The organism is Virgibacillus sp. AGTR, from assembly GCF_016919725.2.
Lineage (GTDB): Bacteria > Bacillota > Bacilli > Bacillales > Amphibacillaceae > Virgibacillus > Virgibacillus salarius.
In genome coordinates this window covers 1-15,131 of sequence record NZ_JAJERH010000095.1, presented here as the reverse complement: position 1 = coordinate 15,131, position 15,131 = coordinate 1, and the positions used below count along the sequence as shown (strand labels likewise).

Below are 15,131 nucleotides of genomic sequence, written 5' to 3'. Positions count from 1 at the left end.
TTGCATAGTATAAACTCTAACTTTTGGGGGTAACCACCTCATTGTTCGTTTTTTATTGTTTCTTCATTCTTTTGTCTCAGCGTCTTATCCTTATTTGTCAATAATCTAATGCTGCTGAACGTAGTTTTCTTCTCACCTCTCTTCCCCAGCTTTTCACCGCATCGGTGGAAACACCTTCTCTGTCCGCGATCTCTTTTATCGATAAATCCTTAACAATAAACAACAATACCCATTTCCATTGATTTTCCGTTAGTTCTTTTTTTATATCTTCTAAGTCTGTGTTTTCATGAAAGTACTCCGTTTCCTGATTACTTATTGGATACATTCTACCGCCAGCGCGAACATAATTACCATGTGTTCTTTTAAGGAACTGATGAGCTTCATACGTATCGTCATTTTCTCTTTCTCTTGTTTTCTTTCGAATTAAATCGATCATACGATTACGAATGGTATAATTAAAATAGGTAGCTAATGGTCCTTTATCTGGCTTATAGTTCTCATAAGCGTTCCACATGGCAACAAGCCCCTCTTGATAGAATTCCTGATGCGGATCATTAATATGAAGTTTATGAATATGGTAATGGATTCTGCGTTCATTCTGTTCAACAATCTCTTCAAAGGTCATATGGAGAGCCTTTTTTCCTTTAACCATCTTTATCCCCCTAACAACTCTATTTAATCCTATTATCGAATGAACAAAGAGGATAGTGGCATTTTTATTTATTTTTGTTCTCGTCATTTTCTTATCTATCTAAAAAAACATCTCATTCAACAGAATGAAATGTTTTTGTGAGCCAGTTCCTATCTTAACGGTCTTTGTACAGTTGAACAATCTGTATGTGATATGACAAAATGAAGAAAGATATTTGTTCCTCACGCAATTCTACTTTTACTCAACCAGTTGGAGGTTTTGTTCCCCCCACTGATGGTTCGTACCATAAGGGTATGACCTCAAGGCCCTTTAACGAATCGGACATTTCCTTGAGTTGATCCCACTTCCCATATTGGTTTTACTTGATTGCTTGAAGTGGGAGTCTTACTACCAGTAATATGTGAGATAAACTAATCCCATTGTACAATTTAATAGATATCACCTATCATCCTATTAATTTACGTTAACTAACACAAAAAGTACATAGATAATTTAAAAAAATCTGATTTCCACAAAGGAACTCGCTATAATTACCCTCTGATTTATAGAAATGCGCTTCATATAGTTACCAGAGACAGTAATGCATGCTTTATCTTATAATGGTCCGCTTTAGTTATTACCCATCCTCTCTTTTTTTAAATTCCCTTTATTTATAATTTTATCAACTTACTTATAGCAGGTTTATACATGAAAGTGAAGAAGTCCTGTTTTTTATTTGGATGCTCAATCCTCGAGAGGATCAAGCGCTTTTTTCACTTCTCGTTATAAGCTATTAACAAAATTATTAATATTTTTATAAACTAGACCATTTATAATCGCTTATTTTCCACTGATTATCAATGTTACTTACTATGAATAGCACTTTGTAGTGTCCATATAAATCAGCAACTGCTGTCTGTGTCACTTTAAATTTAGTACTGGAGAGTTTTGTAATACTATATTCTTCCCCCTCCCGGAAGTCAGGTTCGCCATCCATAGGAATTAAATATAAGCCATCGCTTTTTTCCTCTAGGCGGTTAGACCATATCTGTTCTGCAACATTTCTTGTCATCATATTATTTAAGCGTGTATACACATCTTCTTTAACAACAAATGTGTTTTTAAATTTATAGGATTCTGGTTCTAATTCTGCAATAACTACATCAATGCTCGAATTAAATTGCCTTAGTTTATGAAGTATAACTTCTTTTTCCTTATCCGAAATGGAAGGTTCATTTTGCTCTTTATCCGTTGATTCACTTTCTTGATCTTTCTGATGTTTATTATCAGTCTGATTCGTAGATTGTTTTTCTTGATCTTCTTGATGTTCCTTATTACCATTTTGATCCGCAGATTGATTCTCTTGATCCTTCTGATCATTTGTTTCTATTGCATTTTCTTTTTCGTCAGACTCATCTTTATTTTCAGCGACTTCCTTGTCAACTTCATTCTGTTTAGGTTCTTTCTCTTTCATATTGTCTTCTCTTTCTATTAATTTCTTACTGGATTGCATCTTTGTAGAAAAAGGAGCAGGAGAAAATTCATAAATCTTATTGTCTATTACTTCATCTTTAAGTACAGGCCCGATTAATAGAAATACTAATATAAGCGCAAAAACTAGTGACGAGACATATAACGAATACTGCTTTTTCTTCTTTTTTCTTAGAATTTCTTGTTCATCATTAGTAGTAAAATGAATATTCTTGTTTAAATATTTCTGTATTTCTTTTTTAATATGATTATCAAACTCACTCATCATATATCCCCCTCTCTACTAATTCTCTTTTTAATAATTTCCTTCCTCTAACTAATCTTGATTTGACTGTATTCATTTTTAAACCATTAATCGTACTAATCTCCTTTAAAGACATTTGCTTATAATAATATAAAATAAGAACATCCTTATATTTAATTGGAAGCTGTGCAATTAACCGAACTAATTCATTTGATTGCTCTTGTTTTTCTACTTCCTCATGAATTGATTCTGTTAATAGTCCTTTTATTGTACTAATGACAGGTTTATAAACTATATTTCTAAAGCTCCATTTCCGTTGATAATCCTTACACTTATTAATCGTGATCCTATATAACCATGTTTTATAGCTTGATTTTTTATTAAAACGGTGAAAATTCTTATAACAAGATATAAAAACTTCTTGAACAATATCCTCACTTTGCGAGATATCATTTACATACAAATAAGCAATTCGTTTTAACTCATCTCCATATAACCCCATAAGTTCTTCTAATAGAATTTCATTAGTATCAGATTCACTTAAAATCTCTTTCTCATTAAACAAACCTTACTCCCCCTTCCATATATTAGACGATTATAAAAAAAGATATGGTGCGTTATATCCAAATTTTTAATAATCATCTAGTGTTAACGAAAAAAACCTTAAACACCATTGTATTTAAGGTTTTTTTCTAATTATATACTTGGATTATTATTTCTTTTGAAAACAATAATAACCAATCTTTTTATTATCATCCCTTATAAATCCTTTAGCTCGATATCCTTGCTTAAACAAACAATTAAACACCGCTCTTGTTTTCATTCGCCAGTCAATTGCCAGTTCTAACTGATTGCTTTTTATTTCTTGTATATTATTTGGCACAGAGACAAAATATGCATTCTCCTTTAAATTCTGATCGGCATGCAGGTTACTAATTGGCATTCCTTCTTTTTCTAATAGGAGTACTTGTTCTTCAATTACTGTCTGGACGTTCTCTAAGCTTTTATCCTCATTCCAATGCCATTCTATAATAATACGATCTGTTGCCATCCCCCGGTTCAATCCATCATCCATATCTCCATAGTAATTTTCCTTATACTTGACACCAGTCGCCCCTAATTTATTCATATTTAAGTAAGCATTTAAACTTTGCAATGGATCAAAGGTCCAAATCATTTTCTCATACCCCATTTGATCAGCAATCTCAGCTTGCTTACGCTTCATCCTTTCTCCTAGGCCTGCCTTCCGATAATCAGGTAGTAAACCTAGCATATGTGAATATAAATACACTTCCTGCCCATCATAGCCAGTAAAGCTATAGGAAAAACCAATTAATTTATCTCCATCGTATGCTCCTAACATTAGCCCTCCATTATTTATCGCTGTGTATGTTTGATGTACAGGAGTTGCATTTCCCCAAATTTGATTTTCTAAATGAAGAATACTTTCTAACGCATCCATCTCTGTTATCTTTTGAATGACGATATTTCGTTTCATAAAATTCCTCCTCTGCAAGCTGATCTGTTCAGTTTATTTTCTAAATATAAAAGAAGTAGGTGTATCATTCAAGTAAACCTTTTGCTGTTTTAAAAGTGACACTTCAATCAGCTATAGTTTTGTTTATCCCCCGCGATCGTTAGTACCACAGGGGTATGACCTAAAGGCCTTAGAGCCAATCGGACATTTACTGGCAGTCGCCCCCCCACTTACCAATAGTGGCTTCTCTTTTTGCCTGAAGTAGGTTATTGTGGGGGGGATAAATAGTAAGTTGACCATATAAAGCACTTACTATAATTAATATACTAACGTAAAACAAATTGAAATAAATTCATCTTAATGAACGATCTATTTATTATAAAAATCCCCGAAGCATAAAAAATCCTGCTCGTTCAGCAGGATTTTTTTCCATTACTTATGGTTGCGTATTACTCTCTTCATTCGCTTGCTGGAGTATCTTTTATATTCTCCATTTTAGCTTTTGCCTCTTGGACGATTTGATCAAGCTCTGAAAGTATGGCTTGATCCAATTCTTTCGTTTTGCTTTCTTTCATGGACTGGATAAGCTGATTTGAATATTGCTGCAAAGCCTTTGTTCGCTCTAAAATCTCATTCTCTACCTTTTCATCCAGTCTCTGTTCAGCTTTCGCAATTTCTACTTTTAATGCTTCTTCCAAACGCTTTGTTTGTTGTTGTTGCTCTGCTAAGATAGCAGCATCTATTTTTTCAATAGATTCATCCTTTTTCTGTTGAAACCAACTAGTAAGTAAACCATTAATGTCTTGATCAGCGAAAACAGCTGTAAAACTTCCTCCCATTAAGGTTACAGATATAATTACAATGATCACTATTCTTATTCGGCTTTGGCGCCTTTTTTGTTTTCGAGTTTGGATTCTGTTTAACAACTGCTTTCCCTCCTTAGCATCTATCTATTTCAACAGAATAGATAATTATTGATGAATACCCGATATAACTTCATCAAGAGCTGCTTTTGCTTCATCTTCAAGAGCCTGTGCTGTTTCCGTAATAATAACTTGTTGTTCTTCAACTAATCCTGCTAATAATTCCGTTACTAACTCACGAAGATCTTCAATAGCCCAATCGACTTGATTTTTTAAGTTCCTAATTGTAATTTCCTCATTTGAAGCCAATTCTGCTTCTAGTTGCTCTTGTGCATTTTGCACAGCTGCCTCTAGCTCAGCTACAGCTGTTTCTTTAGCCTCTGTTAAGTCTGTAGTTACTTGATTAACTGCTGATTGCCCAACTTCTCCAGTATATGCTGTTAAATCTTCCGTAGCATAATTTAAACCTTCTTCTTGTAAACGTTCAATTTCTAAATAACCATCAATTAAAACATTATAAAATTGCAATCCCATATCTTCTAGTATCTGCTGCGCTTCGCTATCAAGTGACTCGATATGCTCTAGCTTTGTCGCAACTATTTCCTCTAACGAAGCATTTGTTTCTTCTACTCTTGTTAAATCAATATCGAGAGAGGCATCACTTTTTAACTGCTCATACTCAGCCTCAAGCTCCGGTAATTTTCCCTCCCCATAAGCAGTTACCTCGTCTTCAATTCTCTCTACCGAATCATTAAACATAGCATTGTACCATTCACGTAATGCTGATCCTGCATCCGTATTAGCAAATACTATCCCCGCACCAGATAAAACACCAACACCAATAATACCAGCAGCTATCTTTCCTTTTAGTGTACGTAAACCTAGCTTCATTCTACATACTCCCCTTCTTTTCTTTTATATTTGATAGAAATCATATGATAGATCCCTAATCATATAACCAATCTTGTAAAGACGAAGTAACATCTTCCTTAATCTCAGTATGAATCTCCGATTTTTTTCTAACCTCATAGGCTTTCAATACGTCACCCTCTAGGTTCTCCTTTGATTCTTGTAAACGGACGTAATAAGATTGTAAATATTGATTAATCTCCTTTTTATTTTTGGAACTAACACGTTTTGATAGCTGTGTTAACCGATCTGCTTTGTTCTTAATCGTTTGTTCTTTTTCTTCAAGAAGAGATCGCTTTACACTTAAACTCTTCTCTTTCAACCACTGGTTGATTCCTTCAACCGTTTCAAAGTAATCTGTTAACCAATGTTCCTCTCCTCGATCAGCCGAAGCACTCATATGCCAAGTTGCACCCGTTGTAAAGAGAATGATACAAACGCCCCATAGTAATCGTTTTTTCACGACCAACTGTCCTTTCGTATTATTACTTATCTATCATTAACATTTATTTACTCCCTCTTTGATACTATAGTAACAAATTGACCTTCTATTAAAATCTGAAAATTATACTATTTTTAAAATAGTATAATAGTTTTAAGACTTGGATTAAAAACTAACTTCAAATCCAATTATAGGTATAAACACATACATAAATCAGAATTTTCTACAAAAATCGATATAAGCTGCAATGGATTAAAAATTTCTTGTTTAAATAAAGGACTTTTAGCTTATAAAGTGAAACTTCAATCAGTTAGGGATTTTGTTTATCCAGAATTGGTTTCACTTGCTTGAAGTGAGGGTCTTTTGCCAGTTATATGTAGGATAAACTTAATGGAAGAAGATATATTAAATCGAAATAAATACTTCTATTACGCATTTCTGAATCAATTACACCGTTACTTATAGTAAAATACGTTTTTATAAATGCAGTATAGTGAATCATATTAATGGCTACCTTACCTTCATATTAGTAAAATAATAACAATTATCTATTGAAAGGAAGTGAAGTATTGCCACTAAAAATAGGAATAGATGCAGGTGGTTCTTTAATTAAAATTGCTTATTACTATGAAGGATCGTTACACGTTAAATTATTCTCCAACCACATGAAGAAACAAGTAATTAATTGGCTTCCCTCTACAAATACCTCCATTTATTTAACCGGTGGTGGTAGTAGGGAATTACAAAACGATTTACCAACAAGCGCTATTGTCATTGATGAATTTACAGCTGTTTGCAAAGGTACAAATTATCTATTACAACAAGAAAAAGAGACTTTACTAGAAAAATATATCCTCGTAAGTATTGGTACTGGAACCTCTTATTTTTTAGTGAGCAGAAATAATTTCACTCGTCTATTCGGGAGTGGAATTGGTGGAGGTATCTTTATGGGACTTGGCTATCTATTAAGCGGGAAATCTGACTATAATGAGCTTGTTCAGTTGAGTCAGATCGGCAATCATAAAAATAGTGATGTATTGGTAAACGATATTTATACATCCACGGAATCACCTCTTGAAAGGAATTTAACAGCTGCCAACTTTGGTAAAGTCCAGCAGGCAAATGAAGCCACTTCTGCTGATTATCTGGCTAGTCTTACACAATTAATTGGTGAAAGTACGATTCTGTTGGCGTCACAAGCAGCCATGGCCAATCAAACGGATAAAATCGTGTTTACTGGTAGTACCTTATCGTATAACAAACCGTTAAAAAAGGTATTATCCGAGTTTCAAGCCATGCTTCCATATGAACCCATATTTCTCGATAATGGCCCATATGTAGGAGCAATTGGTGCCTTTTTATCATGAATAAATAGGTTTGAATTTAGAATGAGGTATGTTCCAGTTACCCTATATAGATAACCCCTTGATCAGATTTTATATCTATTTAGTAAAGCTTGGAGATATGGATTCTAAAAACCCTTTATAGCGGAAGGAAAAAAATTGAGCCGTCGACTGCCACAAAACAGCAACATCTGCTGCTTTCGTGGTTAATGGTATGGACTCACAGATAGCTAAAGCGTTGACTGCAAGTGACGGCTCATAATCTGATATTTTATTCCATTATAGAGTTATCGAAACAGAGAAAAATGTTCAACAGTATGATTGGAAGAGTTAGGTAATCATTCATATCAAATTACTAAGCTTTACAAATACATACAAAAAGTATAGAATGATCAAGTATATTATTTACCTAGGTAAATATATGAGGTGATACAATTGAAAGAATTATTGAATCGAGATTTGCTCCATTTACTAAACCAACGATTTCGATTTTTCACAAAAGAGATGAACAATCGGCTTAGTGACCATGGGTTATTTGCATCCCAATGGTCCATTATTTTTTGTATTGATCGTTTTGGTCCTATGACACAGACAGAAATATGGAAATACTTAAATATCGAAGCACCTACTGTAACAAGGACATTATCTCGTTTGGAAAGAAGCGGCTGGATTACTCGGAAACAAGGCACAGATAAACGGGAGCGCGTTATCGAATTAACCGACTATGCTAGCAATAAGATACCTATTGTTAGAGAAACAATGGATCAATTTGATAACGATATGGTAGCAAGTCTAACGTACGATGAAAAAGTACAACTATATACATTATTAACTAAATTAGCAACAGGAGAGAACAACCTATGAGTCAAGAACCAAAAATATGGACAAAAAGTTTTATAAGTATTTCAATGACACAATTCCTCATTTTCTTATCCTTTTATACGTTAATGACAACTCTTCCTATCTATGTGATTGACAATTTAGGTGGTACAGAAGCAGAAGGTGGTTTAGTTGTAACCGCCATGTTATTGGCAGCGATTATCGTCCGCCTTTTTTCTGCGAAGCTATTAGACAAGACAGGGAAAAAAAGGGGACTATTAATAAGTGTAACGATCTTCGCAGTCACCTCGTTTTTATATCTAATTATTGATGCCTTCATGCCATTATTAGCATTGCGATTCATCCATGGGTTATCTTTTGGTATTATTACTACTGCTACAGGGGCGATTGCTGCCGACATTATTCCACCATCACGCCGCGGTGCTGGACTTGGATATTTTGCTATGGCAATGAACTTAGCCGTTGTCATCGGTCCATTTATAGGTTTAACCTTATTACAATATACGAGCTTTCAGAACTTATTTATAATTTTAGGAATACTAATGATCGTGGCTATTATGAATTCAGCGATGGTTAACGTTCCTAAAGAAAAAGTTGCTCCGAAAGCAATCAAGCAAAGGTTAACGATTCATGATTTTATAGAAATGAAAGCAATGCCAATTGCATTAATAAGTAGCTTAGTTGCGCTGGCTTACGCTAGTGTGATGTCCTTTATTTCCGTATACGCTAACGGCTTAGGACTTGCTTCTACAGCGAGTTATTTCTTCGTCGTCTTTGCAGCAGTCATGCTATTATCAAGACCATATCTCGGAAGATCATTTGATTCGAAAGGTCCTAAATTTGTGATACTCCCATGTTTATTTCTCTTTGCTATTGGACTTGTATCATTGAGCATCACTAATACACCTTGGATGCTACTACTATCTGCTGCGTTAATCGGTCTAGGTTATGGAACTTTATTACCAAGTTTTCAAACAATGGCAATTCAAGCTGCTCCAAATAACAGAAGCTCGCATGCTACATCTACTTTCTTTATATTATATGATTCAGGTATTGCTGCAGGGTCCTTTATTTGGGGAATTGTTGTAACAGCTATTGGATTCTCTAATCTGTATCTCATCTGTGCAGTAATTATCTTAGTAGCTATTAGTCTATTTCATATGTATCATTCTAAGGTAAATAAAACAAAAATGAAAAACGAGATAGCATAAAAGGCAACGTCAAAGTAATTCTAATTAAGGAATAAACGTACAACTAAATAATGGAGTACAACTAAACCACTCTGGAAAATATACATCGCTTTTACCTGGCGCCTACGTATATTTCCAGAGACATCATCCATTCTTACAATGGATTGTTTTTATTATGTCCCAATTCCTCTTGTTGATTAGCTTATTCCAATCATAACCGCAATCACTAATGCAACTGCAGCAATAGATAGCCAGATTAATATTAGCTTCCAAACAAACTTGACCCATCTTTCATACGGGATTCCCGCTACTGCTAAGTACCCCATTAACGCGGCAGAAGTAGGGATTATAGAATTACTTATCGCATCACCGTATTGATAGGCGAGTACAGCTACCTGCCTTTCAATACCCAATATATCTGATAGTGGAACCATCAAAGGCATAGTTGTTGCAGCCTGACCACTACCAGAAGGAATAAAGAAATTAAGAATAATTTGCACCACATACATTCCAAGGACATTCAGTGTATCTGGCAGATTAGAAATGGCGTTAGATAATGCATATATAATTGTATCGATGATGACTCCATTTTCCATCACTACAAGAATGGTTCTTGCAAAACCTACGATTAATGCACCAAATGCAACAACTTTCATCCCATCAACAAAGGAAGCAAAGGTTTTATTAATGCCCAATCCACCAATAATCCCAGAGAATAAACCAATAATGATAAATGATGCAGCTAGTTCTGTTAAAAACCATCCCCAATTAAATACGCCATACATATTGATGAATACACCGACTCCAAGCGCGAGTAAAACTAAACCGTGGCGGAAGTTGAACATAGCTATTTTATTTTGCTCCGTTGCAGTATCGTATTGCTTTGTCTGTATATCAATGTCATACATTACAGATATCCGTTGATCAAGCTTAACCCTTCTCGCATAACGCATTACATACCAAATTGCAATGGATAATATAAATAAATATACAACGAACCGAAAGAGGAATCCTGAGAAAATTTGCACTTCTGCAATTCCTTGTGCTACTCCTACTGTAAACGGGTTCATCATACCACCGATAAATCCACTAGCAGCACCAAGCGTAATCATTGCTGTCCCCACAATTGTGTCATATCCAAGTGCACGCGCAATTGCTATCCCAATTGGAACAAATATGATACTTTCTTCAGACATTCCTGTGGTGAATCCTAAAATCGAAAATATAAGCATAATGACTGGAATAAGAAGCCTTTCCCTGCCTTCCATCCTATAAACTAATTTATTAATGCCCGAATCAATTGCTCCAGTAGCTCTGATACAGCCAAACGCTCCACCTACAAGAAAGATATAAAAGATAATTTGAGCACCTTTTTCCATTCCTTGTGGAATTGCGGTAAACACTTCAAAAAAGGTGATAGGGGTTTGCTCTACCCGTTGATAACTATCTTCTACTACAACTTCTCTCCCGCCTAATTCACCTCGTTCATATTGTCCAGCAGGAATGAGATACGTAGCAACTGCAGCCATAATAATAATTGAAAATATGATTGCATACGTGTGAGGAATCCTCCATTTCTTCTTCATATCAAATGATCACCTCTTCAAACGCTTTACTTAAATGAAATAGCGTGTCTTCTTTGATATGTATACCTAAACCAGGTCGATCTGTCATATTCACTTTAGGAAGTGAATAAGTTAAATCTCCAATATCTGTTGTGAACTTTGTCGGACCTGAAAGCTCAGTTGAAATAATATTTTCCTTTGCTAGAGCTACATGAAAGCCTGCAGAAGATGCGATACTTGATTCGACCATCGAACCTATTTGGCATTTTATTCCAAACAATGACGCCTGTGTAGCAAGCTGATAAGCCGGATAGATACCTCCACATTTCATTAGCTTAATATTGATATAATCCACTGAACGATGCTCTATCAAGGTTCTTAAGTCTTGCGGTGACACCATACTTTCGTCTGCCATTAAAGGCGTATTAGAGCTTTCTTTTAATGATCGAAATAAGGATACATCCATTGCCTTAATAGGCTGTTCTATCCACGTTACTCGAAATTCAGATAAGCGCTCAATCATCTGTTTAGCTACTTGAATACTACCCCATCCTTGATTAACATCGATACGAATTAATATATTAGGACCTACCGCCTCACGTACGGCTCGCACTCGCTCTATATCTGCTTCAAAATCAACACCTAATTTCATTTTAATTTCATGATATCCATCTCGTATTGCTTCCTTGGCTTGTTTAGCAAGTACATTCGGTTCTAGGATACTAAGCACCATAGGTATGGTCGGGTCCTCATGCTTTCTTCCACCTAATAGCGAATAGATTGGTAGATTACTATATTTCCCTAATAAGTCATAGCAGGCAATATCCAAGGCTGCCTTAGCAGCCCCATTTCCAACTAACTCGCCATCCATTGTGGTATGTAACTGTTGTATATTCCTAGGATCTTTACCTAATATAGCTGGAATTAGTTGATACTTTAGAGCTGCCAATACACTGTGCACGGACTCCCCTGTTACATGTTCGTCTGGCAAGCTTTCACCATATCCAACCAGACCATTGTCTGTATACACTTTTACAATAATTGCTGGCATGACATCGTATCTTGCATACGAAATAATAAAAGGTTCTTTTAATGGTAACTCTATTTTATGAATATCTACTTTTGTAATTTTCATCGTTTATCCTCCAAGCTTATAACGTCGTTAATATGTCGTTAAATATAAAAATAAAGGAATTTTTATTACTTGTCAAATTTTCCGAAAATTTATAACGGATTAGTTTTCAACTAAACCCGTTTCCTTATCTCTATTTCTAGCTCCTCGGAAACCTTGTAAACATTGCGCGGTCTACCCTTTTTAAGCCCTTGCTCTTGTCCAATGATTTCTACTAACCTAGCTTCATACAAGCGTTTAACAAATCGTTCTGAAGTGCGAATGGACACTTGTGAAAATATTGCTAATTCACGAACTGAAAAGAATCCAAACTGATGTACCTTCAAAAAAGTAAAGAATCGTTGCATTGTCCTTAAATTTGTATTCGTTTTATTAATAACATGATGTAACCACTGATCTGTTGTTCTAATCTTTTCACCGCGAGTTTCTCCAAAAACCGGCCCGATAAGTTCTTTGTTATCAGTGACTACATAACCATTGCTCCCCATACCATTAATAGCAGTTTGTAATGCTAACAATGCATTTTCTTCCGCTTCAAAAAGCTGCTTTCCATAACCAACACCAAAAGCAAAGCTTTGTTCCAAGTCTGACTCAAGCTGCGTTATCCACTCAAGATTAGACCTAGTTAATAGAAAATCCTCAATGGTTCCTCTTGTCGTATAACAAATAAGCTTATCTTTTCTCTTTATCGAATATTCGATACCTGGTAAAGGTTTAATGGTATTCATTATGATTTCAAATTGCTTTAAAGTAAGAGGTGTCTTATCTTTAAGTGAAATATATAATATAGATAGCATCCCGTCTTGTAATTGAGAAAATAGTACTCGTTTACTTGCTTCATATAGTATCTCCTCTATGTTTCTTTCCGTATCAACCATATAAATGACAGGTACATTCCTTTTTTTCAGTAAATCATAAACATGATGAATACTTGTAATTGCCATCTTTGTTTGCTTTTCTATGTACAATGTTTCATGAAACGCTGTTATCTCTTGAATTGATAGCTTTTTTTCTTGTGAATCATTATATATCCACTGATAATCATACACATGTAGTGGATTTAATTGAAATGTTATATCGTTTTGAATATCCAACAAAATGGATCGGTCAGGTAAATCAATCGATAATTCGGAAATACGTGCATTAAAATTAATCAGACACGTTAAGATAGAAGCAGCTATCATGTATTCATGAAAAGGTGTTATGATAAATGGTTTATTTTCACAGTTACGATCACGGTAATAAAAAGATACAATTCCAGAAAAACATATAATGTCTGTCTCCTTCGCAGCTTGACGGTGTAATTTACTTATCTCCGAAGGCTTGCCATATAGATAAGTTCTTACTTGAATAGTTGGATGTTGTCTCGCTATCGTTTTAACTGTTTTTACGGAGTGTTCAGATCCAATATACCCTATGGTTATCGCCATGTTTCAAGCTCCTCTCTAACAATATTGTAAATGATTAGGAAATATAAACCAATATTTGCTTTTCAGGATTATACGGAGAATACCCACATTATCTTAATTACAGAACAAAAGCGCAAGTGCCCGATTAGAAACGTAACAAAAGAAGCGAGACAGCGGAGATAAAGGAATCACGGTGTGCTTGCAAGCCGATGATGACTTAGATTAGGGCGTTTCGAAGTCGCCTCGTTTATGGTCGCTAGAGCTGGACGGTGGCTCAACATCCTCCTCTTTATCCACTTGGGCTAATTTTATAATTTCCTTGACTACAAAGAAGGAATCACCATGACAGAACTGTTGGTGATTCCTTGTATACCGTGTACCTATTAGGTTTGTTGGATAAACTCAACACATTTTCCAGCAATTAATTCTTTATCAAAATCCAATGTCGCAACATGATAACTATTCTCCAATAAAATGATAGAACGTTCCTTTGATGATATAGATCGATAGATTTCTTGTGAGTTTTCTGGTGGAACCACATGATCCACAGTAGAAGAAAAGATTAAGGTAGGTATCTCAATAGCCGGGAGCTGGTCTCTTACTTTTTCAGCTAATTTTTTGAGTTCGCCCATCGATTTTACTGGTGTTTGTTCATATGCTAACTCTTTAACGTTCTCTTTTTTAATATCAGAGCCTATCCCATCAACAAATCGCTTGTCAGTTTGCGATAATTTGTCATAATACTTATTCATATCTGGCATATGAGTAGCCGCATTTATTGGGATAATTCCTTTTATTTCTGGATGGTTTTCTGCGAGATATAGTGTCAATGTTCCTCCCATTGAAAGTCCAGTTACATAGACTTCGGTGCAGGTAGATTGTAATTTTTCTAGTCCTGCTTCTACCGTTTGAACCCAATCGTGATACGTCGTTTTTTCCATATCTTCTGGAGTTGTACCATGACCAATTAAACGAGGACCAAAAACTGTAAATCCTGCCTCAGCTAGTTTTTCACCTAGAAATCGCATGCTTTGAGTAGAACCAGTAAACCCATGAATTACCAATACTCCTGTCTGATTACCAGCGAAATAAAATTCTTCAGCACCTCTTAAAACGTCATTATTTTCTAACATCTTATGACCTCCTTTAATAAAAAGTGGGGATTTTATATATCCCTCACTAATTGTTAGTACCACATGGGTATGACCTAAATACCTTTGAACCAATCGGACATTTACTGGCACTTGATCTCCCTCTTATCCATACTGGCTTCACTTTATGTGATAATTGTTCGATTATTATGTGGGAGCAAGCACTTATGAAATTGAATGACTATAGTAAATTATACCATATTAGAAGCTAGAAACTTATTCTATGTTTCTAGCTACTATGATTTTTGAACAAAAGCGCAAGTGCCCGATTAGAAACGTAACAAAAGAAGCGAGACAACGGAGATAAAGGAATCACGGTGTGCTTGCAAGCCGATGATGACTTAGATTAGGGAGATTCGTGAAGTCCTCGTTTCAGGGCGCTGGAGCTGGACGCGGCTCAACACACCCATATTTATCCACATAGGCAAATTTTATTTAGAAAAC

At 35.2% G+C, this 15,131-nt stretch carries 14 protein-coding genes; 3 read left to right on the top strand and 11 right to left on the bottom strand.

Annotation, left to right across the window (positions count from 1 at the left end; genetic code table 11):
* Positions 1–97 precede the first annotated feature (97 nt).
* The 7 genes from JUJ52_RS21040 to JUJ52_RS21010 form a co-directional block, all read right to left on the bottom strand.
* Complete coding sequence (locus tag JUJ52_RS21040) at positions 98–652, bottom strand: sigma-70 family RNA polymerase sigma factor (RefSeq protein WP_226983551.1); 555 nt, start codon at positions 650–652, stop codon at positions 98–100.
* Between the two features lie 793 nt (positions 653–1,445).
* On the bottom strand, positions 1,446–2,387 hold the full coding sequence (locus JUJ52_RS21035) for a hypothetical protein (RefSeq protein ID WP_205388877.1): 942 nt from the start codon (positions 2,385–2,387) through the stop codon (positions 1,446–1,448).
* The gene (locus tag JUJ52_RS21030) at positions 2,380–2,931 is read right to left on the bottom strand and encodes a sigma-70 family RNA polymerase sigma factor (protein WP_205388878.1); all 552 of its coding nucleotides are present in this window, start codon (positions 2,929–2,931) and stop codon (positions 2,380–2,382) included. Before JUJ52_RS21030 ends, JUJ52_RS21035 begins: the two co-directional genes overlap by 8 nt.
* Before the next feature lie 147 nt (positions 2,932–3,078).
* Positions 3,079–3,864 carry a GNAT family N-acetyltransferase gene (locus JUJ52_RS21025; RefSeq protein ID WP_026679584.1) on the bottom strand — a complete coding sequence of 262 codons (786 nt, stop codon included), beginning with the start codon at positions 3,862–3,864 and terminating at the stop codon, positions 3,079–3,081.
* A gap of 437 nt (positions 3,865–4,301) precedes the next feature.
* On the bottom strand, positions 4,302–4,769 hold the full coding sequence (locus JUJ52_RS21020) for a hypothetical protein (RefSeq protein ID WP_205388879.1): 468 nt from the start codon (positions 4,767–4,769) through the stop codon (positions 4,302–4,304).
* A 45-nt stretch (positions 4,770–4,814) separates the two neighbouring features.
* Entirely contained in the window at positions 4,815–5,597 is a 783-nt protein-coding gene (locus tag JUJ52_RS21015; protein WP_121603737.1) for a hypothetical protein, read from the bottom strand.
* Positions 5,598–5,652: 55 nt separating this feature from the next.
* A complete protein-coding gene (locus JUJ52_RS21010; RefSeq protein ID WP_026682274.1) occupies positions 5,653–6,078 on the bottom strand; it encodes a hypothetical protein in 426 nt (141 codons plus the stop codon).
* A gap of 548 nt (positions 6,079–6,626) precedes the next feature.
* Between JUJ52_RS21010 and coaW the strand changes: the two genes are divergently transcribed.
* The 3 genes from coaW to JUJ52_RS20995 all read left to right on the top strand — a co-directional run bounded on the left by coaW (position 6,627) and on the right by JUJ52_RS20995 (position 9,451).
* Positions 6,627–7,424, top strand: a complete 798-nt coding sequence (gene coaW, locus JUJ52_RS21005) for a type II pantothenate kinase (protein WP_205388880.1) — start codon at positions 6,627–6,629, stop codon at positions 7,422–7,424.
* A 411-nt stretch (positions 7,425–7,835) separates the two neighbouring features.
* On the top strand, positions 7,836–8,264 hold the full coding sequence (locus JUJ52_RS21000) for a MarR family winged helix-turn-helix transcriptional regulator (RefSeq protein ID WP_051388391.1): 429 nt from the start codon (positions 7,836–7,838) through the stop codon (positions 8,262–8,264).
* Positions 8,261–9,451, top strand: coding sequence for an MFS transporter (locus JUJ52_RS20995; protein ID WP_205388881.1), 1,191 nt, complete (start codon positions 8,261–8,263; stop codon positions 9,449–9,451). Before JUJ52_RS21000 ends, JUJ52_RS20995 begins: the two co-directional genes overlap by 4 nt.
* A gap of 176 nt (positions 9,452–9,627) precedes the next feature.
* Here JUJ52_RS20995 and JUJ52_RS20990 read toward each other — a convergent pair whose 3' ends face one another.
* From JUJ52_RS20990 to JUJ52_RS20975, 4 genes are all read right to left on the bottom strand, one after another.
* On the bottom strand, positions 9,628–11,016 hold the full coding sequence (locus JUJ52_RS20990; RefSeq protein WP_205388882.1) for a YfcC family protein: 1,389 nt from the start codon (positions 11,014–11,016) through the stop codon (positions 9,628–9,630).
* Between the two features lies 1 nt (position 11,017).
* Positions 11,018–12,130: a mandelate racemase/muconate lactonizing enzyme family protein gene (locus tag JUJ52_RS20985; RefSeq protein WP_026682269.1), complete on the bottom strand. Its 1,113-nt coding sequence runs from the start codon at positions 12,128–12,130 to the stop codon at positions 11,018–11,020.
* Between the two features lie 110 nt (positions 12,131–12,240).
* The gene (locus tag JUJ52_RS20980; RefSeq protein WP_205388883.1) at positions 12,241–13,557 is read right to left on the bottom strand and encodes a hypothetical protein; all 1,317 of its coding nucleotides are present in this window, start codon (positions 13,555–13,557) and stop codon (positions 12,241–12,243) included.
* A gap of 362 nt (positions 13,558–13,919) precedes the next feature.
* On the bottom strand, positions 13,920–14,669 hold the full coding sequence (locus JUJ52_RS20975) for an alpha/beta hydrolase (protein WP_205388884.1): 750 nt from the start codon (positions 14,667–14,669) through the stop codon (positions 13,920–13,922).
* Positions 14,670–15,131 lie beyond the last annotated feature (462 nt).

Excerpts from the sequence above, each read along its gene's own strand:
- JUJ52_RS21025 (WP_026679584.1), bottom strand. The coding sequence starts at position 3,864 with ATGAAACGAAATATCGTCATTCAAAAGATAACAGAGATGGATGCGTTA.
- JUJ52_RS20995 (WP_205388881.1), top strand. The coding sequence starts at position 8,261 with ATGAGTCAAGAACCAAAAATATGGACAAAAAGTTTTATAAGTATTTCA.
- JUJ52_RS20980 (WP_205388883.1), bottom strand. The coding sequence starts at position 13,557 with ATGGCGATAACCATAGGGTATATTGGATCTGAACACTCCGTAAAAACA.
- JUJ52_RS20975 (WP_205388884.1), bottom strand. The coding sequence starts at position 14,669 with ATGTTAGAAAATAATGACGTTTTAAGAGGTGCTGAAGAATTTTATTTC.
- JUJ52_RS20985 (WP_026682269.1), bottom strand. The coding sequence starts at position 12,130 with ATGAAAATTACAAAAGTAGATATTCATAAAATAGAGTTACCATTAAAA.
- JUJ52_RS21015 (WP_121603737.1), bottom strand. The coding sequence starts at position 5,597 with ATGAAGCTAGGTTTACGTACACTAAAAGGAAAGATAGCTGCTGGTATT.
- JUJ52_RS21035 (WP_205388877.1), bottom strand. The coding sequence starts at position 2,387 with ATGAGTGAGTTTGATAATCATATTAAAAAAGAAATACAGAAATATTTA.
- JUJ52_RS21040 (WP_226983551.1), bottom strand. The coding sequence starts at position 652 with ATGGTTAAAGGAAAAAAGGCTCTCCATATGACCTTTGAAGAGATTGTT.
- JUJ52_RS20990 (WP_205388882.1), bottom strand. The coding sequence starts at position 11,016 with ATGAAGAAGAAATGGAGGATTCCTCACACGTATGCAATCATATTTTCA.